Genomic DNA, 21,645 nt, shown 5'->3' on the forward strand with positions numbered 1-21,645 from the left:
TTTCCAAGGAGGAAACAAAAATGGCAGAAAAAGAAGTAAAAAAATCAAAGCCTGTATCAACAGGCCCAAAACAAAAATTTGAACGTACAAAACCGCACGTTAATGTTGGAACAATTGGTCACGTTGACCATGGAAAAACAACATTAACTGCTGCAATTACTAGTTATTGTTCAAAACATGAAGCAGATGGATATAAAGGTATGTTTAAGGACTATGCCTCTATCGATGCTGCTCCAGAAGAAAAAGCACGTGGTATTACTATTAATACAGCTCACGTTGAATATGAAACACCAACTCGTCACTATGCACACGTTGACTGTCCAGGTCACGCTGACTACATTAAAAATATGATTACAGGTGCAGCTCAAATGGATGGTTCAGTGTTAGTTGTTTCTGCAACTGATGGTCCAATGCCACAAACACGTGAACACATTCTATTGGCACGTCAAGTTGGAGTTAAAAAAATTGTTGTATTCTTAAATAAGTGTGATATGGAAAGTGTAGACGATGACGTATTAGAACTTGTTGAAATGGAAATTCGTGAATTACTAACTAAGTATGAATTTGAAGGTGATGATACACCAATTATTCGTGGTTCTGCAAGAGGAGCATTAGATGGTAAAAAAGAATGAGAAGAAAAAATTAAAGAATTATTAACAGCAATGGATGAATGAATTCCAACACCAAAAAGAGAAGTTGATAAACCAGTATTATTAGCTGTTGAAGATGTTTTCACTATTACTGGACGTGGAACAGTAGCTACTGGAAGAATTGAACGTGGAACTTTAAAAGTTAATGATGAAATTGATATTATTGGTATTAACAAAGGTCTTAAAAAAGTTGTTGTTACTGGTATTGAAATGTTCAGAAAATTATTAGATGAAGCACAAGCTGGTGATAACGTTGGAGTATTATTACGTGGAGTTAAACGTGAAGATATTCAACGTGGACAAGTTATTGCTAAACCAGGATCAGTTACTCCACATACTAAATTTAAAGGTGAAGTTTATATTCTAACTAAAGAAGAAGGTGGACGTCATACTTCATTTAATCCAGGATATCGACCACAATTTTATCTCCGTACAACTGATGTTACAGGAAGTATGGGAGACTTTATTAATAAAGGTGAAAAATCGGAATTAATTATGCCAGGTGATAACGTTACTATTACTGTTGAATTAATTCACCCAGTTGCCCTTGAGAAAGGTACTCAATTCTCAATCCGTGAAGGTGGAAGAACTGTTGGTGCTGGACAAGTTACTGAAGTTATTAAATAATCACATTAAATCAAAAATCTTTATTCTCTTTTGAGAATAAAGATTTTTAATTAAAAATATTTTAGTAGTAAAATTAATTTATAGAAAAGAGATGACAAATCAATGCCTTATGTTAAAGAGCTGGAAAGTCTAATTTTAAATCGTAAATCAATTCGTAATTATGATCCTAGTAAAATTATTAGTGATAGTAAAATTAACGATATTCTTAACTATGTGCGTCATACCCCATCTTCATATGGTTTAGAACCATGAAAAATTTTAGTTATTAGTAATTCTAAAATTAAAGCACAATTGCAACCAATCATAAATAATCAACAACAAGTTAGTACTTGTTCACATTTATTTATTTTATTAAGTTATAGTGGTGAAAATTTCAATACTAGTAATCAATGATTTGTTGATACTGTTATGAAAAGACGTAATTTAACAAAACCACAATACGAAATTTATAAATCAACATTTAATAATTTCTTTGATCATGACAAAAAAACACAAATAAATCATTGGGCACAATGTCAAACTTTTATTTTATTACAAAATCTTTTATTATTATTAACTGCTCATGAAATTGATAATGTTGTATTAGGTGGTTTTAATGAACAACAATTATTAACTTACTTAGAATCAAATAAGATTATTGAACCTAATAAGTATCATGTTACAATTTTAGTGTCTGCTGGTTATGGTTATCCATCAAAAACTAAAATTATTAAAAACGAAGTTAGTGAAATCAGTACGCTTATCAAATAAATGTATTAGAAAAGGTATTACAATGGAAAAATTAAAAATAAATAACTTAGATATTGAATTAAATATTAATGTTATTGGTAAATTTTTAGATAAGATTGAATATCCAATTCTTATTTTTGATTTTGAGACTTTTCGTAATTTATTACATAAAAAAAAGAACAATTCGTATGCTCATGATTTTGAAAAAATTTTTTCAATTGCATTATTAATTATTAATAAAAAAGAAGATTTAAGCGTTAGTAATTTACAAAATAAAAAGTTACATTTGTTCGTTAAAACTGTTATTCCACAACCAAATATTTTAAATGAAGATTTAAAGCTTGTTAAACATCAGCAACAGTTTTTTAAATTTTTAACTAATAAGTTATTAAAACATAACATTAAATCTTTGATTTTACTTGGTGCTAGAACTGAGATATTAATGCTAAAAAACTATTTGAGTTATCATAATGATGAAAGTAAATTCAAAAATAAAGTTAGTTATTTTTTTCAAAAACATAAAATTTTTGATTTATATGACATTTGAAATAATGATCAAGTTTTAAATTTACCTTTATATAAAAAAGGTTTACATCTTGATGTTGGTGCTACTAAAAAAACTTCAATACTAATTAAAAATAATAATGATTATTGTAAAATATTAAAAGAACAATTTTCATTAACAAATAATAATATTGGAAGAATTATTGATCAATATTTTTTTAATAATATTTGTTTATTACCTAGTTTTACTACGCAAGTAGCAAATCATAATCAAAATGATGTTCTAATTGGCGCTGCAATCTTATCATTACTTTATACTTTTTGTGATAAATATTAAGAAAATAAAAAATATTAATTATTTAAATTAATATTTTTTATTACATTTTATTTTTTTAGTTCAAATTTTTTGGTGTTTGTGAATTATATATTGTTGTATTTGTTGATAAAGGCATTAAATTATTAATTTCATTAACATTCAATCTTGTTTCACTATTTGAACTTACATCTTGAGTTTCTAAATTATCATCATTATTTGTTAATTTAAGTAAATTTTGAAATTGTTCTTCAAGTTCTGTTTTAGATTGACTAATTAAATAAGTATTTTCAAACACTGATTTTTTGCAAGGATATCAATATCCATCTTCATCTCAAATTAAAACATCTTCTTTAGTATATTGTACTTCTTTTTTAGTACCATTTGGACCCCAAGGTAGTGATAATTCTCCACTTTTATTATCTTTATTAAGATTAACTATTTTTATTTTAGAATCGGGAATTGCTCAAGCTTCCCCCTTACTTATATTATTAATAACTGGAATATAAGTAGTTTTAAATTTTTTTTGGTTAACAACTCAATGTTCACCAATAACTCCTGTAATAATATAATCACCGCGATGACAAGTTACTGTTACTTTTTCTAGTGTTTCAATTTCTAATGGATTATTATCTTGATGTAATTGAAATTCATATTTTACAGTAGGGTTTTTATACAAAATGTAACATTTGAATTTTCTGTATTTTCTTTAAATAACATATTTTCTCCTTCATCTTTTTGTTTTTTTGAATAAAGACTTTATTTTAAAAATAAACATATAGTAAATTTTAAATTTCAATATTTATCTTTATTTTTTTAAAATAATTTAATAAAATTAAAAAAACTAATATAGATAAAAATATCTATATTAGTAATGAACATTTAATAAATTATTATTAATAATATCATTTTTTTTATCTTTTTTAAAAATATTTTTGTAATTAAATTATTATATATAATTGTAAATTTATGAGTAAAAGTAGCAATATTATAAATTAAAATCATAATTTTATGATTTACTAACGCCCAAACTAATACCTAATATAAGGTGTACTTATGCTATAATTACTATAGTATATTGTTGACTCTTCGTTAAAATTAAGTTTGAAAAGGAGTATTAACTATGAAAATTGGAATTATTGGAGCATCAGGAAAATCGGGACTTGCTTTAACTAAAGAAGCTTTAAAACAGGGATATCAAGTTGTTGCCATTACTAGAAATCCTATTAAAATGCCAATTCTTAATAATGATAATCGATTGACCATTAAAAAAGCTGATCTTACTAATAAAAGTAGTATTAAAGCGGTTGTTAATGATGTTGATATTTTAATTAGTGCTTACGGCCCTACTATTGATAATCCCCAAAATATTCATCAGCAAGTTGCTAAAAACTTAATTACTATCATGCATGAATGTCAAAATATTAAAAGGTTATTAATTGTTGGTGGTGCTGGTAGTTTGTTAGATGATAAGAATGAAATATTAGTAGAAACAAGTGCATTTACTGAAGCATGAAAAGAACATGCACAACAACAAGTTCAAGCATTAGCTACTTATCGTAGCAGTGACATTAATTGAACATATTTTAGCCCTTCTTTATACTATGACCCAGAATTACCAACTTTAGGTAAATTTAAAATTGGTAACAATCATTTAATTGTTAATAAAGAAGGAAAAAGCGAGATTAGTTATGGTGATGCTGCAATTGCTATTATTAATGAGATTAAAGAACAAAAATTTATTAAAAAACGTTTTACAGCGGGTTATAATTAATATTTTGTTTGAAAGAATATTAGACAAATGGTAAAACTTACAAAAGAACAAATTTTACAAAAAACGATAACTCTAAATAATGGTGTCAAAATTCCTCAATTTGGATTAGGTACATATTTAATGGTTGATAGTAAATCTATTTATAATTCAGTAATTTGTGCTTTGCAAAATGGTTATCGTCATATTGATACTGCAGAATATTATAAAAACGAGGAGATAATTGGTAATGCAATTAAAGATTTTTTAGCAGAAAATCCAGAAGTTAAAAGGGAAGATTTATTTATTACTTCTAAAATTTGAAATGACAATCATGAATATGAACTTACTAAAGATGCTTTGCGTGGTATCCTGACTCGTTTAAAACTAGATTATTTAGATTTATGTTTAATTCATTGACCAACTAAACAAAGTTTTGAATGTTGAAGAGCCTTAGAAGAATTTTATGAATATGGTAAAGTTAGGGCAATTGGTGTTTCAAATTTTAATAGTTCACAATTAAAAGATTTTTTAAAAAAAATAAAAATAAAACCAGCAATTAATCAAATTGAAACACATCCTGGTTTTAATCAAAAAAACACAATAGATTTTTGTTACGAGAATAATATTGCTGTTACTTCATGAAGAACAATGCTAGGTGGTAGAGCAGATGAAATACCATTATTACAAGAATTAGCAAATAAATACAAGGTTACTACTAGTCACATTGCTTTAAGATGAGCTTGACAATTGGGTCAAGTAGTTATTCCTAAATCAACTAATCCAGAGGGAATTATTAGTAATCCCGATATTGGGGGTTTTGAACTAACAGAAGAAGAAATGTTAAAAATTCAAAAATTACCACAAACTGCTTTAGGCCCACAATCTAATGATAAAAAATTTTGAAAAGGAATTATGATGGATTAAATTTAAAAAGGGGGTTAAATAATTGTGATTTGAAATGATACAACTAAGGAATTAGCAAAAAAATTAAATACTAATTTTGTTACAGGTTTAACTGAAGAAGCTGCAGCTCAATTGCTAATAGAAACAGGACCTAATCAATTACCAGTTACGAAAAAAAAGCCAATTTGAAAAATAGTTTTAGCACATTTTATTGAACCATTTGTTTTAGTATTAATTGCATTAGCAATTATTGCTACTGTTATTGGTCAATGACAAGAAGCATTAGTTGTTTTTTTAATTGTAATTGTTGATGCTACTTTGGCTACTTATCAAGAAGTAAAAGCTGCAGCTTCTTTGGACTCTTTAAAGAAATTAGTTTCTTCACAAGCAGTAGTAATTCGTAATGGTAATAAATACGATATTGATGCTAAAGATTTAGTGGTAGGTGATTTGGTTTATTTAGATGCTGGAATGTTTGTACCTGCTGATCTGCGTATTATTCAGTCTTATAATTTACGTACTAATGAATCACTTTTAACTGGTGAATCAACCTTAATTAGTAAAACTACTGAAGCATTAACTGAAGAAAAATTATCAATTGGTGAAAGAACTAATCTTGCTTTTATGTCTACTTCTATTGCGACAGGTAGTGGTCTTGGTTTAGTTTATGCAACAGCAAAAACTTCTGAAATTGGAAAAATAACTAAGTTATTACAAGAAGAAAAAGAACCTAAATCACCATTAACGCGACAAATGTCTTTTTTAATTAGAATAATTTCAGTTTTTGCTTTATTATTAGGTTTAGCTATGTTTTTACTACAATTTTTCTTAATTAAAGTACCTGCTATTAATGCTTTAATTTTTGGAATTGCTTTAACAATAGCAGTAATACCTGAAGGTTTGCAAGTTATTGTCACCGTTTCATTATCACTGGGAAGTTCAAGAATGGCAAAAAAACATGCTATTGTTAAACATTTACCTGCTGTTGAAACATTAGGTCAAGTTGATATTATTTGTTCTGATAAAACCGGAACTTTAACACAAAATAAAATGACTGTTAAAAAATATTATTTAACAAAATCAGTTAATGATAGTAATGACTTTAAAAAGAAAACTAAACAAGAACAATTATTTTTAGATTGTTTAGTATTATGTAATAATAGTGAAGTTAGTAAAAATAAAACTATTGGTGATCCAACAGAAGCAGCACTTATTAATTGATCAGAAACATTAAAGTTTCCAACAAAGGCACTTAGTGATAAACATACTCGAGTTCATGAAATACCTTTTGATTCCAATCGTAAATTAATGTCAACAATTAATGAATACGATAAAGAAACTTATGTTTTTGTTAAAGGCGCGGTTGATAATATGATTAATATTTGTACTCATACGCTTATTAATAACGAAAGGGTAGCATTAACTGCACAAATTAAAAAAGAAATAATTGCAAGTATGGAAGAAATGTCAAATTCAGCATTACGTGTTTTAGGAGCAAGTTATAAAACTGTTAATAATACGAAAGATTATAGTAATATTAGTGAAATTGAAAGTAATTTAACTTTTTTAGGATTAGTTGGAATGATTGATCCGCCAAGAAACGAAGTTAAAGATTCTTTAGTTAAAACTAAAAAAGCAGGTATTGATACAATTATGATTACTGGTGATCATTTAAATACTGCTGTTGCTATTGGTCAAGAATTAGGTTTGATTGAAAATAAAACACAAGCACTTAGTGGTAATACAATTGATGATATTCCAGAAGAATCATTTAATGCTAATATTAATCAATATCGAGTTTTTGCTCGTGTTTCTCCTGAACATAAAGTTAAGATTGTTAAAGCATTACAGAGTCATAATAAGGTTGTTTCGATGACTGGTGATGGTGTTAATGATGCTCCTAGTTTAAAAGCGGCAGATATTGGAGTAGCGATGGGTATTACGGCAACCGATGTTGCTAAAGAATCTTCACAAATAGTATTAACTGATGATAATTTTGCTACTATTGTTGATGCTATTGAAGAAGGGCGTAATATTTACAGTAAAATTAAAAGAATTGTTATTTTTATTTTAATTACTAATATGGCCCAAGTATTTTCAATTGTTATTGGTGCTATTTTTGGATGAAATGAATTATTGCAACCAATTCAAATTTTATGAATTAATTTAATTGTTGAATCTGTTATTGCAATTCCAATGTCAATGGGACCTAATAACCCTGATTTAATGCTTAGAAAACCAACGAAACGGAATTATAGAATTCTTACTGGTAGTTGAGGATTTATTGGTATTGTTAGTATAATATTAAGTACCTTGTTACTATTAGCTTTTCATTTTTTACCTCAAATTTTACATGAAAATAATAGTGAAGGTTTTGTTTTTGTTATAATGACTAATGCTCCTGTTTTTTATGCATTTTCTTTTGTTTCAGGTGCTAATACAAGTATTTTTAATAAGATTACTTGAAAAAATAAATATATTTGAGTTGCAGCGATTAGTGCTTTTGCTATTAATACTTTTATTATTTTTACACCTGTTGTTAGCAATGCTTTTGGTATTGGTGCTGGTTTTCGTGCAGTTGATTGATTACTTTGTATTGCTTTATCAACAATACCAATGTGATTATTAGAAGTGTATAAAGGAATTAGACTTTTAGTTAATAAATTAATTAAAAAAGAACAAAATAAAGTAAAAGTTAAATAATATAGAATGGAAAATTAATAATGAGAATTATTCCGTATGAATTATTTAGTTATACACCAGATATGAGTTTAACTGCATTAAGTAAGGAATTACTAATGTATGATCATTGTTTAAATAAAAAAATTACAAATATGGCAATGCAACCATTTTTAGATTTGGAACGCAACTACTTTAATTTACTTTTATGTAAATGAGAATTAGAAATGCAAAAACGAAATCATTATGTTAATTCATTATTTAAATGTTATACTAAATACAATGATTTTGAATTTGTTGCAACTCCTGATTTTTTAATTATTGAATGTTGCATACAATGAGATTTAAAAGATTTTCAGCCATATAAATGTAATTTAAATTGATATGAAATTATGATGATGACAATTAAAAATAAGGATAAAATAAATAAAGATTTTTATGAACAACTTTCTTTGTGGTATAAAGAAATGTTTATGAAAATTAATAACAATGGTTCTTTTAAACCTAAGAAATTAAATATGAATATTGTTTTTGAAAAAATAAATAATTTTTTATTGGAAGTGTAATTTAAGTTATATTTTTACTATTAATTTAAAATTAAAAAAAACATCATAATTGATGTTTTTTTTAATTTCTTTGATTTTCTCGTTTATCTCCATATATTAAAGTTTTTAAGAAAAAATGAATAGGAATTCAAATAATTGTAATACATAAAAGTACAGAAATAGCAGTAATTATACGTTTAAAAACTTTCATAATACCTTTTTTTATATTTATAATAATAAATAAATTTTATCATTTTTTGTTTAGAATTAAATATTAAATTTTAATATAGTTTTTAAAACCTTATTATTTTATTTTTAAAAGATTTATATTTTTTTATTTTAATTAAGAAGGAAAATTTATTCATTATGGAACTATTTGAATTAATATTGCAAGGTTAATATATGGTTTATGTGTGGGAACAAAGAAAATATTTGATGAATTAACAGCAATACTGAAATCATGAACATAAGTTAGAGAAGAAGAGTGATAAGAATTAGAGTTATGAAAACAAAAATTTAAATCATTAAAATTAGGAACAAAAGAAGCAAAAGATATGTTAAAAGCATTTAGAAAATGAAATAAAGATAGCTACAGTATTTGATATTTCAAAAGAAACAGTGTTATTATGAAATAAAGTTACTGTAGCTAGAACCAAAGCAGAAGTTTGTATAAAAGTGGTAGAAGTTTCAAAAACATTAGTGTTATTAAAAATGGAAGAACCGATAGAAGTAGTAACAACACTATTCAAAACATTTAAATAAATATTTATAGATTTATAATGGTAATGTTTAGTAATCTGTGTAACTTACAAAAATAACTATGTTTAATTAGTTCTAGTAAATATAATTAATTTTCTAGAAAGAGTGAGTTACAGATGGCTAAAAAGCAAAATATTAATAACAATGATCCAATATCACAAGCAGTAGATTTATTATTAGAAAATACTGAAGATTTAACAACAGTTTTTAAAGAGGGAGGATTATATAAAGAATTAACAAAAAGATTAGTAGAAAAAATGTTGAATTCTGAGATGCAAAATTATTTAGGATATGATAAGAATCAACATAGTAATAGTGACAATGCTCGTAATGGTATAAGTTCAAAAAAATTAATAACCCAACAAGGTAAAATTGAAATTGATGTACCAAGAGATCGTAATAGTAATTTTAATCCTGTAATAGTTGCAAAAAGACAAAGAAGATTTGATGGTTTTGATCAACAAGTTCTTTCTTTATATGCAAAAGGTATGACATTATCAGATATTAGAATGCAATTACAAGAGTTATATCATGGTGCTGATATTAGTGAAAGTGTTATTAGTCACAAATTACTGATGATGTTATTGATGACGTCAAAGCATGGCAAAATCGACCATTAGATAGTGTTTATCCGATTGTTTATTTTGATTGTATAGTAGTTAAAGTACGACAAGATAAACGGATTATTAATAAATCAGTTTATATAGCTTTAGGAGTTGATTTAGAAGGTAAAAAAGATGTTTTAGGTTTATGAATTAGTGAAAATGAAGGTTCTAAATTTTGATTAGCCAATTTCACAGAAATGAAAAATCGTGGCTTAAATGATATTCTGATTGCTTGTAGTGATAATTTAACAGGCATGTCAGAAGCAATACAATCAGTTTATCCTAAAACCGAACATCAATTATGCATCGTTCATCAAATTAGAAATAGTTTGAAATAAGCATAGAAAATCTCTAGTTGCAGATTTAAAACCAATTTATACTGCATGTAGTGAAGAACAAGCAATGCAAGCTTTAGAATCATTTGAAAATAAATGAACTAAACAATATCCACAAATTGCTAAATCTTGATATAAAAATTGAGATAATTTAATGGTTTTTATTAGTTATCCTGCAGAAATAAAAAGGGTAATTTATACCACAAATGCTATTGAATCTGTTAATAGTCAATTACGAAAAGTCATCAGAAATAAAAAAGTTTTTCCTAACGATATGTCAGTTTTTAAAATATTTTATTTAGCAATTGACAATATAACAAAAAAATGAACAATGCCCATTCAAAATTGAAATACAGCAATTGCTCATTTTATGATAAAATTTGAAGACAGAATTAATCTGAATTAGTAACTTTGTAAAACAAAGAAACACAGATTATTAAAAAGCCTCATTAAAATTTATAATATGTTATAAAGATATTTTAATATTTTTTGAAATTTCATCTGTATGATTAGCAATTGTTGGTAAATCTTGTTCTTTATTGATTAATTTTATAGTATTATTATTTAATTGTCTTTTTTCATCAAATACTATCATTTGTTCTTCAGTAAACTCTTGTACTTGTTTTGTAGTAAATGTTTGTATTTGTGGAATTATATCTTCTAGATTTAAATTATAATTATCTCTTTTCATCGTAGATGTATAATGTGGTTTATATTTATTTATTGAATTTTCTGAATTTAAATTATTATCTAATGTTTGTGTTTTTAAAGATTGTTGATAATTCATGAAATTTGTTTGATTATTAATTATAAAATTTAATTGATCACTTATTGAATCTAAACTAGTATTTGTTCAATCTTTAATATCTTTATTATCAATTGATTTGGTAGTTTCTTCATTAAAAAATGGTGCACTTAATATTAGTAACTTAAATCAATAAGTTGGACTAAAATACTTCATTTTAAATACCTCTTGTTTAAACATAAAAACTCATTTATTTTTAAAATAAAGCAATGAGTTAAAAAACCTTTTTTAAGTTTTTACATTTTTATTAATCTAAATATCTATTGAGATTATAAAATTTTATAAAAATAAAGCAATAAAGAACTAGACTTATTCCATAATTGAAATTTTAAAAAGTCAAGTAGAAAATAAATGTGTGTAATGTTTTATATTATCAATATTTTAAGTAAATAGGTTTTTATTTTCTTATTTTGTAATATTAAGATATAATGAAAAAAGTAATATAAAAAAATAAAATTATTTTATAATTTAAAAAATAATTTTAACTATAATAATATAACATAATTATGAAATTATTAATTTACATTTCTAAATGGTTTTATTTTTTATAAATAAAATTTATATTTTAGATGTCTTTGTCATTCTTAATTGCTTTAATATCTTTTTTTAACTGTTCTTTTAAAAATTTAATATCATTCTCACTATTTTTTACTTTTTTTAATGCTTCAATTTTAACTTTAGTATCTTTTTTTAATGCTTGAATCTTATCATTTTTTTCAGATCTAATTAACAATTTGGCTCCAACTTTCTTTGTTAAAATGTGTAAACCCCTAAAAGGGTATTTTTTTAATAAAAGTTTTTCATCTTCAATTAATTCTTGATTGCGAGAAGCAATAACAGTAGCTTGTAAACCACCAGAAATATTAACTGCAGTTCTGCCCATATCAAATAAACCATCTAAGGCACCAATAATACCATAAACAGCAGCATAATAACTACCAAAACCAAGACCACCTAAAACACCAGCTGTTACAACAGCAGCAGTTCCTGGTACTCCCGCAATTCCTAATGAAGCAACTAGTGTTACAATTAAGCCATTAATAAATAAAATAGCGATTGTTCAGTTGGGAAAATTACCAGGAAGGATAACACTAAATCATAAGAAAGATAAAATAATTCCAGCTTGCACTCCAGCACAGCCACTTAAACCTATTGTTGTTGAAAGCAGCATTACTGTATCACTACCTTCTTCTTTCACTTTTAAATCTTCTTTTAAAGTATTCATAGCGATTGGTAAAGCGGCATTAGAAGACTGCGTTGTAAAACCAGCAATAATTGGTTTCTGTGCTTTTACTAATCAACGATAAGGATTAATACCAAATAAATATAATGATAATAAATGTCATAAGAAAGTAATAAGTAGTGCTAAATAAGCAACTCCAATAATAATGCCAATATTAGCAAGTGCACCAATTGGTTGATTAATAATTGCTGTTGCTAGCATACTCATAACAGCAAATGGCATAATTTTAATAAACATCATTAATATTGAAATAATAATTTTTCACATTGTTTCTAAAGTGTTTCTTGCTTTGTCCATTCGTTCTTCATTATGCTTAGTTAGTTTTTTAATTGCAAATCCAATTAAAGCACCAAGGACAATGATTGGAATAATTAATGTTTGAGTAAAAACACCAATTAAGCTGCTAGGAACGTAACTAATGATAATTTCGGGAATTGTTTTGGCAGTAGTTTTATCGTAACTACCACCATCAGTTAAATTAAAACCTTGGCCAATTTTAAAAGCAATTCCTAGTCCAAAGGCAATAGTAAAAGCAATAGCCACATTTATTAATAAAATAGTAATACCAACTCCTGAAACTTTAGTTATTGTTTTTGAGTTACTATTTTTTTTACTAGTAATTCTAGCGATAGCTAAAAATACTAATGGAATAGTTAACATAGTAATACCAATAATAAAAATAGTTTTTAATAATTCAATTCAGTGTACAATTTCTGCAACTCAGGGTATATAGTCAGGATTAGGTTTTATTGGTGTTCCAGGTAATTTAGGATAAGTAATGTTATGACTATTAAAACCAGTAATAGCTTGGATAGTAATACCAAAAATTAGTCCTAATCCCATTCCAGTAAAAATACGAATTGGAAATTTAGGTTTAGTTTTTTTAATAAAAATAGAAAGTGCTAGGATAATACTAAAAAAGACAATTATCCCGATTAGACTTTGTCAGTGTGAAATACCAACAAAGTCTCTTAATAAGTTAATATTGTCACTACTAAGAGTTGTCATAGTTGCTACCTCATTCTTTTTATTTTTTATAGGTTATGACGATGTTACTTTTCTGCTTGCTATATGAATAATATCACTAGTACGAGCAAAAGGAGGTGAATAAACTAAATCTAAATTTTGTAAATCACGGATGTCCATTTTATTTCAAATCGCAGTAGCAAGAGCATTAATTCTTAATGTGGCATGATTATAACCTGCCATTTGTGCTGCCAGTAATTGGAAATTTGTTTTATCATAAAATAGTTTTAAGTATAAAGGACGAGATTGTTTTAAGTATCTTGGTAGATCATAATCTTTAATATAAACACTACCAATTTTATTTTTATCAATCGTATCAAAACTACCAGTTTTTGTTATTTCTAAATTACCAACACGTAAAATACTTGACCCTAAAGTTCCTGGATATTTATGTTCTGGGTTTTTAATATTATCAGCAATAATACGTGCCATTTTATTAGCATTAGTTGCCAAGGGAACATATATTGATGATTTATCAAATTGACTATATATTTGTGCACAATCACCACCACTATACATATTTGAAAACTTTTTTGTAACATTTTCTTTAGAAGGAATTTGACAGAATTCGTTAATAATAATTGCTTTATTTTTGTTTAATTCAATATTGCTATTTTGTAAAAAATTCGTATTTGGTTCAAAACCAACTGCTAGTATTACTAAATCACAAGGTATTGTTTTTCCATTTTTTTTATCATTTACACTTCTTAAACGCAAATCATTAACATTATTATGAGTCATCATTAGTTCTTCAACTTGATAGTTTAGTAAAATAGTGACATTGTTTTTTGATTTAGTTTTATGATTAATATTTTTTTTGGTTAGTTCATCATAAATTAATTGACTAAATTCTTTATCAACAACGTCTGCCATTAATCGATCTTTCATTTCAACGATTGTGACATCTTTTTTTTGTTTTAAGCACGCTTCTGCCATTTCCATGCCAATAAATCCACCACCAATAATAACTATTTTTTTAGCATTTTTAATTGCTTTTTTTAGATTTATGGCATCTTCTTTAGTAAAAACATTATAAACATTATGTGGTAAAATACCATGACTAAAAGGTGGCGGAATTTTTGGTTTGGCTCCTGTTGCAATAACTAAGGCATGATAAGATACAACTTTTGCTTTAGTTTTATCGTCTATTGTTTTTTTGACATGAATTTCTTGTTTTGCTGTATCGACTTTAATAACATTTTGATTTAAATGAATTTTATTTTTATTTTTATTATTAGTTTTTTCTGAAAAATCTTTTTTTGTACGGTCATTTAAAAGTTTTTTATCTTTAAATTCATTAGCAATATAATAAGGAATACCACAAGCACCAAGTGAAATATAGTTTTTTTCTTGATAAACATGGATATCAAAGTTTTTATCACTATTTTTTTCACTACGTAATAATTTACTCGCAACTCCCATCCCAGTCGCACCAGCACCAATAATAATAACTTTAATTTTCATTTTTATCATCGCTCCACTCTCATTAATTATAATATATATTTAATAAAAAAATCAATTAATAGTGTTTATCTTAAGTATTGATTCATTTTTGAACAAATTCTAAAGTAGTGTCACTAATACCCTTATCAGTTACTAAATTATATTCATTAACAACTGTGTGGTCTAAATCACCAATTAAAAAACTTTGACCGTGGTTAGCATCAAGGATAGTGTATAATGAACTTTTTTTTGGTATTTCATAGCGAATTTTTTCTTGAAATAATTCGTTAGCATTAGTGTAGTTAATAAAGTGATCATTTTGACCGTGAAGAAATAACATTGGCATATCAGGTATTAGTTTTAAATATTTAATTGGTTGTATTTCTTGTAAACCATCAACACCAAATGTTTTTTGTGCTTTTTTACGACTTAATTTCAGCATTAAATTAGTAGGTAAGAAAGCATAGTTGTATAGTTTTTCACTATAGGTACGATCTAAGCGACTAAATGTACAATCAGAAATAATGAATTTTACTTTTTGATTAATTTTATGTTTTGCATATAAATTGCTTCACATTACTACTGTTGCGCCACCTAATGAAAAACCATATAATCCTAAAGCAGTAGTTTCTTGTTTATATGTTTTACAACAGTATTCAATAATGTCTTGTAAATCTTGTGATTCTTTTAAACCAAAAGTTGTTGGTGATGCATCACTTTCACCATGGTTACGAGCATCATATCAAATAACATTGTAGCCAGCACGTAAAAAAATGAAAGCTTGTTTAAATATTCAAAATCTTGTATTAGTTATTCCGTGTAATAGAATTATTGTTTTATTATTATTTTCATTTTTAAGGGGACTTTTTAAAAGATTACCGTATAATGTTAAATTATCAATTGATGTTTTAATTGAAAAAGGAATTATATTTTCATGTTTTTCTAGGTATTCTCAATATTCAAAATACATTGGCCATTTTGCTAATTCAATTTTAACTTTCGGTTGAAATTGTGAATTATATTGCAAGCATGCTTTAAACATTTCAATTGAATTTATATTAACTTTTTGTCTTAATTTTATTCTATTAATACTACTTTGTTTCATTTGTTTTCCTCACATTTTAGGTCATACATTTTAATAGTCGACATTATTTAGTATTGTTATATTTTGGTTTACAACGAATATATTTTTTATATTTTTTATAAGGTATAAATTTAATATATTTGTATTTGTTAACTACGTGTTGTCCATTATTTTTACTATTTCGTCGTAAACAGGGTTTTACTTTTTTGATTTTAAAAGTACCAAAATTAGGAATAGTAATTACTTTACCTAGTTGGTTAATATTTTTAATTTCTTCAATTACACAATTAAAAACTATTTCAATATCTTGAATGTTAAATTTAGTTTTATCTGATACTCTTGCAATTAATTCTTTTGCGTTCATAAAAATCAACCCTATCTGTTTGCCCATATTCTTCTAATATTATTTTATATTATTTTATTTATAAAATGTAATCTTTAAATTTTTCGTACTTTGCTTGTTAATAATTTTATATATAAAAGGCATTTTACATATTTAATTTGAATAATTTTAACATTAAAAATAATAAGAATCAAAGATAAAAATTTCTTTATTATATTCAATAGTATAAGTAAGTATATTCCTTAACTATAATTATAATTTCTATAAAATGTAATTACAAAAATAAAAGTGTTTGGCCATTGCTTTAGTTTTAAAGCAAGTGGTTTTTTATTTTTGAAAGAAAAGAAAGAGAGGTTTAAAATTATTCTAGAGATAGCGACAACAAATGTTTCAATAAGTGATATTGAAAATAAGATTAGAAAATTTAAAGAAAATTTAGAAATTTTTAAAAAAGAATTCACATTTTTCATAAATGAAAGTGTTGAGGAACAACGTAATTATAAACAAAGATATCAAGATATTTTATCAGAAGAAGAATTAGAAAATAGTAAATATGAAAAGGATTTAGCTTATAAAGAAGATGATTTAAAAAACTTAAAAAGTCATATTGAAGATTTAACAAAAAGTAGCACTAATAATCAACTTAGAAATCAAACATTGGATGAAAAAATAGCAAAAGATCAAAAAGAATTAAAAATAATAAGAAAAGAAATTAAAGCTTTGCAAAAAGATAAAGAAGAGTTTAAAGAAAAAATCACAAAGATAGATAAAGATACTTTTCAAGAAACTCAAAAAAATATTGAAGATTTCCAAGCTACTATGAGAACAAAAATAAAATATGTTGAAGTAGTATCAACCTTAATTGAAGTTAATTCAAGTGATGCAAACATACAAAAGCATTGAGATGCATTATGAATCGATTATAATAATATAGCTAACGAAAGTAATGTTTACTCATAAATAATGTAAAATAATAATATGTAATTTAAACAATTCTTGCACTTACAAGTATAATTCAGCAATAATTAAAATAGATTAGGAAGATTAAATTATGCCAAAACCATACAGTGAGGACTTACGAAGAAAAGTAATAGAAGTTTATGAAAGTAAAAACATGAAAATTAAAGAAATTTGTAAAGTGTTCAATATCACTAGAAAGACTTTATTTTTATGAAGAAAAAGAAAGCAAAAAACCGGAAATATAAAACCAATTTTGAATTATCAAAAAAGACATAGCCACAAAATAAAGGATTTAGATGAATTAAAAAATTATTTAGCAGAAAATAAAGATGTTACAGTTCAAAAAGTAATTGAAAAATTTGGTGATATGACAAAAGAAACAGTTTATAACTATTTCAAAAAACTAAATTATACATATAAAAAAAACTTTTCTATATGAACAAAGAGATAAAAATAAACAAGAAGATTTTTTAAAAGAAATAGCGAAAATAATGAATGAAGATTTGGTATATATTGATGAATCTGGAATTGATGATAATGAATTTTATAAATATGGTTGGTCTGAAAAAGGTAAAAGATTATTTGATAATAAACCTGCATATAAAATAAAGAGAATGAGTATAATTGGTGCACTAAATAAAGGTAAATTAAAAGCTCTATGAGCATTTGAAGGACATTGCAATAGTAAAATTTTTGAATCATATGTTAAAAATATACTAATTCCAGTATTAAAGTGTGGACAAATTATAGTTTTAGATAATGCGACGTTTCATAAATCTAAAGCAACAAAACAATTAATTGAAAATGCTGGATGCAAACTATTATTTCTTCCACCATATTCTCCTAATTTAAATCCAATTGAACATTTTTGATTTGCTATAAAACATAATATAAGAAAAATATTACCAAATTATTGACCAAATATTAAAAACGCGATTGATTTTGTTTTTCAAGATATGAGTAAACATTACTTTAGTTAGCTATAAAGTTAAAAATGCAAAAGAAAGAATTCAAATTTTAGGCCACTTAGCCCTTTTTACTAGACCATTAATTTAAAAAATCTGAATGTATTCTAAAAACAATTGTGTTATATAATGAACACTAATTTTGACCTGAAAGGATTTTTATTAATGGATAAAATTAAACAAATAGCATTAATAATTAACAAATTAAATATCAAAGAAAAAATTAAAATTATCGATGATTGCAAAAATCAATATTCAATTAGAAACTTATGTCAATATCTTCAATTAAACAGATCAACATATTACTTTTTAAAAAATAAACAAAAACTTATTAAAAAAGAAAAAAATCATATTATTAATTGCAATCATAAATATCAAGAATTATGCCAACTTTTAATCGAATTTCATTCTACAAGAAAAGGTAGAATTTATGGATATTTAAGAATTTTTTCAGCTTTTAAAGAGTGATTAAAACAAGAGAAAAATATCATTTTAAATATAGAATTATCAACAAAACAAATGCGAAAAATTATGAAAAAACACAATATTCAAGGATTAAAACAAACTAAAAATAACTATCCTAAAAACAAAAAAAATCCAAATAAGTGAATACCTACAATGGATAAAGTAAACAAAGATTACAAAAGTACAACCGCTTCAAATCAAATTTGATCAATGGATACTAAACAAATAAACACCAAAGAAGGTTGACTATATCTTTTTGTAATTATTGATTTTTATTCAAATAATGTTGTTAGTTATAATACATTTTCAAATAAATCATATCAAGATTTAATTCTTCCTGCACTTGAAAAAATAAACAACCAATTTTCTTGAAATCAAATAAAAAACGTTATTTTACATTCAGATAACGCCAACGAATTTTATTGTCAAGAAATTACAAAATGAGCAAAAAACAAACAAATAATTTTAAGCAAAAAACAACCATATGATATTGGCGGTAATGTCATATCTGAAAATTGATTTTCACATTTATCTCAAGAATGATTGCCTAAAGACTCAAATCAATATTTAACAATCAATGAAGCTATTAATGATGTAAATCAATATGTTATGTTTTATAATTATGAAAGAATACATTCTAAATTTTTAAAACCACCAATATTACAAATAAAAATTTAGAAATATCTATCAAAATATGGTCCAGTAATTAGGGCTAACCACCTAGAAACAAAAATTTCAAGTTATAAAAAACAAATTTTGGAAAACGAAAGTAGTATTAAAAACCAAAAAAAAGAAATAATATTACTAACGCAAGAACAATTAAAGTTAGAAATTGATATAAAAAAAATTAAAGATAAAATTGAAAAAAATATAAAAGAAATAAGGGATAAATTAAGTGAAATTAATAATAAAATAAATAGTTGTTTTAGTGAAAATAAATTGAATATAACCAAAAAGAGTAATGATATTATTAATTTATTTAATGAATTTAAAACTTTTCATGAAAAAATAAAAGAAGATTTTAAGTTTTTCATTACAATAAAAGAACAAATAGATAAATTTTTAGGTGAATATTTTTTTATTAAAAACTCTAAAATTGAAAATTCTATATCAATAGTTGCTGATTATGATGCTGCACTTAAAATTATTATCAAGAATTTCACTACTTTTTTTGGAGAAAATAAATATGGTGAATTTTTAAAAAGTATAAAACAGTTTAATAACTATAAAGAAAGTAATGCTCAACAAGAATTACAACCATCAACTTCTAGTGATATCACTATTGATATCAATAATGAAAATAATGGTAAATGCAAATTATTTGATTTTGAAGAATTAAAATTAGAATCAGGATCAATAGTAAAAATGACTCTTAATTATTATAATTTTTTACAAGAATATAAAGGTCCATATTCTTATTTAATTTTTATTAAAGATGATAGTTTAAATGAAGGGAAGAATCAAAAAATAGCAAAAAACCTTTATTTTAATCCATTACTATTATTTGAAGATTGTAATGAAGAAGAACAAAAGATTTTTAAAAAATTACAAAATAAAATAGCAAAAAATAATAAAAAGAACTTTCTTTTTAATGAAAACAAAAAATTTGCTTTATTATGTATTAGCGAAAATGATAGTTCTCAAAATCTTTTGTTTTTAATTGATTTTACAACATTAATTAAAATTCCTAAAAAGTTTATTCCATTAATGTATGATTATCAAAAAAAATATAATTTAAATCAAAAAATATGTAAAAAGATAGTTAATAATTTTGAACAAAAAAATAAGAAAGATTATAAATTTATGTTTATAAAAGTTAGAGTACAAAACAATAATATTAAAAATTTAGATTTATTATATGAAAAAATTTATCAACAAAAAGATCAATTACAACAATTACAACATTTATTTTTTGAATTTAATGAATTTCTTGATTTAAATAAAAAACAGCAAAGTATAAAAATAAGTGATTATGAAACTCAACAAACTAGCGAATTTCTTAAAGAAAATGATTTTGTATATAAAATGGTAAAAGAAATATCTAATATTTTAGATATAACATTAAATTCGATAAATTCAGATTGTTTGATAGGAAATTCTAATAATGTATTACAAATAGCAGATGTTGAATTAATAAACCAAGAAGTATCAGTTGGTCTAGTACTTTCTGAACAAAAGGTAGCATGGTGGTTAGCCCTAATTACTGGACCATATTTTGATAGATATTTCTAAATTTTTATTTGTAATATTGGTGGTTTTAAAAATTTAGAATGTATTCTTTCATAATTATAAAACATAACATATTGATTTACATCATTAATAGCTTCATTGATTGTTAAATATTGATTTGAGTCTTTAGGCAATCATTCTTGAGATAAATGTGAAAATCAATTTTCAGATATGACATTACCGCCAATATCATATGGTTGTTTTTTGCTTAAAATTATTTGTTTGTTTTTTGCTCATTTTGTAATTTCTTGACAATAAAATTCGTTGGCGTTATCTGAATGTAAAATAACGTTTTTTATTTGATTTCAAGAAAATTGGTTGTTTATTTTTTCAAGTGCAGGAAGAATTAAATCTTGATATGATTTATTTGAAAATGTATTATAACTAACAACATTATTTGAATAAAAATCAATAATTACAAAAAGATATAGTCAACCTTCTTTGGTGTTTATTTGTTTAGTATCCATTGATCAAATTTGATTTGAAGCGGTTGTACTTTTGTAATCTTTGTTTACTTTATCCATTGTAGGTATTCACTTATTTGGATTTTTTTTGTTTTTAGGATAGTTATTTTTAGTTTGTTTTAATCCTTGAATATTGTGTTTTTTCATAATTTTTCGCATTTGTTTTGTTGATAAGGTGGTTAGCCCTAATTACTGGACCATATTTTGATAGATATT

General features: G+C 24.7%; 19 protein-coding genes and 1 pseudogene. 13 read left to right on the top strand and 7 right to left on the bottom strand.

The window, feature by feature from the left end; genetic code table 4:
* Nucleotides 1-20: 20 nt before the first annotated feature.
* The 3 genes from tuf (at nucleotide 21) to AACL11_RS02415 (ending at nucleotide 2,847) form a co-directional block, all read left to right on the top strand.
* Nucleotides 21-1,277: an elongation factor Tu gene (gene tuf, locus AACL11_RS02405; protein WP_338988011.1), complete on the top strand. Its 1,257-nt coding sequence runs from the start codon at nucleotides 21-23 to the stop codon at nucleotides 1,275-1,277.
* A gap of 102 nt (nucleotides 1,278-1,379) precedes the next feature.
* Nucleotides 1,380-2,027, top strand: coding sequence for a nitroreductase family protein (locus AACL11_RS02410; protein WP_252320126.1), 648 nt, complete (start codon nucleotides 1,380-1,382; stop codon nucleotides 2,025-2,027).
* A complete protein-coding gene (locus AACL11_RS02415; RefSeq protein ID WP_338988013.1) occupies nucleotides 2,002-2,847 on the top strand; it encodes a hypothetical protein in 846 nt (281 codons plus the stop codon). Before AACL11_RS02410 ends, AACL11_RS02415 begins: the two co-directional genes overlap by 26 nt.
* Nucleotides 2,848-2,902: 55 nt before the next feature.
* Here the strand turns inward: AACL11_RS02415 and AACL11_RS02420 are convergent, their stop codons facing one another.
* Nucleotides 2,903-3,502, bottom strand: a complete 600-nt coding sequence (locus AACL11_RS02420) for a PGDYG domain-containing protein (RefSeq protein WP_338988014.1) — start codon at nucleotides 3,500-3,502, stop codon at nucleotides 2,903-2,905.
* Between the two features lie 444 nt (nucleotides 3,503-3,946).
* Here AACL11_RS02420 and AACL11_RS02425 point away from each other — a divergent pair, with 444 nt between their 5' ends.
* From AACL11_RS02425 to AACL11_RS02445, 5 genes and pseudogenes are all read left to right on the top strand, one after another.
* Nucleotides 3,947-4,597, top strand: coding sequence for an NAD(P)-dependent oxidoreductase (locus AACL11_RS02425; protein WP_338988015.1), 651 nt, complete (start codon nucleotides 3,947-3,949; stop codon nucleotides 4,595-4,597).
* Between the two features lie 27 nt (nucleotides 4,598-4,624).
* A complete protein-coding gene (locus AACL11_RS02430; RefSeq protein WP_338988016.1) occupies nucleotides 4,625-5,500 on the top strand; it encodes an aldo/keto reductase in 876 nt (291 codons plus the stop codon).
* Between the two features lie 24 nt (nucleotides 5,501-5,524).
* Nucleotides 5,525-8,182, top strand: a complete 2,658-nt coding sequence (locus AACL11_RS02435; RefSeq protein WP_338988018.1) for a cation-translocating P-type ATPase — start codon at nucleotides 5,525-5,527, stop codon at nucleotides 8,180-8,182.
* 20 nt (nucleotides 8,183-8,202) lie between these two features.
* Nucleotides 8,203-8,724, top strand: coding sequence for a hypothetical protein (locus AACL11_RS02440; protein WP_338988020.1), 522 nt, complete (start codon nucleotides 8,203-8,205; stop codon nucleotides 8,722-8,724).
* Nucleotides 8,725-9,578: 854 nt separating this feature from the next.
* A pseudogene (locus AACL11_RS02445) lies at nucleotides 9,579-10,808 on the top strand (IS256 family transposase).
* A gap of 60 nt (nucleotides 10,809-10,868) precedes the next feature.
* On the opposite strand, the gene AACL11_RS02450 reads toward AACL11_RS02445, so the two are convergent.
* The 5 genes from AACL11_RS02450 to AACL11_RS02470 form a co-directional block, all read right to left on the bottom strand.
* Nucleotides 10,869-11,363: a hypothetical protein gene (locus AACL11_RS02450; protein ID WP_338988021.1), complete on the bottom strand. Its 495-nt coding sequence runs from the start codon at nucleotides 11,361-11,363 to the stop codon at nucleotides 10,869-10,871.
* Nucleotides 11,364-11,772: 409 nt separating this feature from the next.
* Nucleotides 11,773-13,458 (bottom strand): dicarboxylate/amino acid:cation symporter, encoded by a 1,686-nt coding sequence (locus AACL11_RS02455; RefSeq protein WP_338988022.1) that lies wholly within the window; start codon nucleotides 13,456-13,458, stop codon nucleotides 11,773-11,775.
* Between the two features lie 33 nt (nucleotides 13,459-13,491).
* Nucleotides 13,492-14,940 (bottom strand): FAD-dependent oxidoreductase, encoded by a 1,449-nt coding sequence (locus tag AACL11_RS02460; protein WP_338988024.1) that lies wholly within the window; start codon nucleotides 14,938-14,940, stop codon nucleotides 13,492-13,494.
* A gap of 70 nt (nucleotides 14,941-15,010) precedes the next feature.
* A complete protein-coding gene (locus AACL11_RS02465; RefSeq protein ID WP_338988026.1) occupies nucleotides 15,011-16,024 on the bottom strand; it encodes an alpha/beta hydrolase in 1,014 nt (337 codons plus the stop codon).
* Between the two features lie 43 nt (nucleotides 16,025-16,067).
* Nucleotides 16,068-16,367, bottom strand: coding sequence for an HU family DNA-binding protein (locus tag AACL11_RS02470; RefSeq protein ID WP_338988028.1), 300 nt, complete (start codon nucleotides 16,365-16,367; stop codon nucleotides 16,068-16,070).
* 312 nt (nucleotides 16,368-16,679) lie between these two features.
* On the opposite strand from AACL11_RS02470, the gene AACL11_RS02475 reads away from it, so the two are divergent.
* The 5 genes from AACL11_RS02475 to AACL11_RS02495 all read left to right on the top strand — a co-directional run bounded on the left by AACL11_RS02475 (nucleotide 16,680) and on the right by AACL11_RS02495 (nucleotide 20,968).
* The gene (locus AACL11_RS02475) at nucleotides 16,680-17,306 is read left to right on the top strand and encodes a hypothetical protein (protein ID WP_338988030.1); all 627 of its coding nucleotides are present in this window, start codon (nucleotides 16,680-16,682) and stop codon (nucleotides 17,304-17,306) included.
* A gap of 91 nt (nucleotides 17,307-17,397) precedes the next feature.
* Nucleotides 17,398-17,757, top strand: a complete 360-nt coding sequence (locus tag AACL11_RS02480; protein ID WP_338987824.1) for an IS630 transposase-related protein — start codon at nucleotides 17,398-17,400, stop codon at nucleotides 17,755-17,757.
* Nucleotides 17,758-17,785: 28 nt separating this feature from the next.
* Nucleotides 17,786-18,286 (top strand): IS630 family transposase, encoded by a 501-nt coding sequence (locus AACL11_RS02485; protein WP_338988468.1) that lies wholly within the window; start codon nucleotides 17,786-17,788, stop codon nucleotides 18,284-18,286.
* 114 nt (nucleotides 18,287-18,400) lie between these two features.
* Nucleotides 18,401-19,414 (top strand): IS3 family transposase, encoded by a 1,014-nt coding sequence (locus tag AACL11_RS02490; RefSeq protein WP_338986622.1) that lies wholly within the window; start codon nucleotides 18,401-18,403, stop codon nucleotides 19,412-19,414.
* A 78-nt stretch (nucleotides 19,415-19,492) separates the two neighbouring features.
* A complete protein-coding gene (locus AACL11_RS02495) occupies nucleotides 19,493-20,968 on the top strand; it encodes a hypothetical protein (RefSeq protein ID WP_338988033.1) in 1,476 nt (491 codons plus the stop codon).
* On the opposite strand, the gene AACL11_RS02500 is transcribed toward AACL11_RS02495, so the two are convergent.
* Nucleotides 20,965-21,588 carry a DDE-type integrase/transposase/recombinase gene (locus AACL11_RS02500; RefSeq protein ID WP_338988034.1) on the bottom strand — a complete coding sequence of 208 codons (624 nt, stop codon included), beginning with the start codon at nucleotides 21,586-21,588 and terminating at the stop codon, nucleotides 20,965-20,967. The two genes, AACL11_RS02495 and AACL11_RS02500, sit on opposite strands and share 4 nt — an antisense overlap.
* Between the last annotated feature and the right edge of the window lie 57 nt (nucleotides 21,589-21,645).

This window comes from Spiroplasma endosymbiont of Dasysyrphus albostriatus (assembly GCF_964019495.1).
In the GTDB taxonomy this organism is placed as follows: domain Bacteria; phylum Bacillota_I; class Bacilli_A; order Mycoplasmatales; family VBWQ01; genus Spiroplasma_E.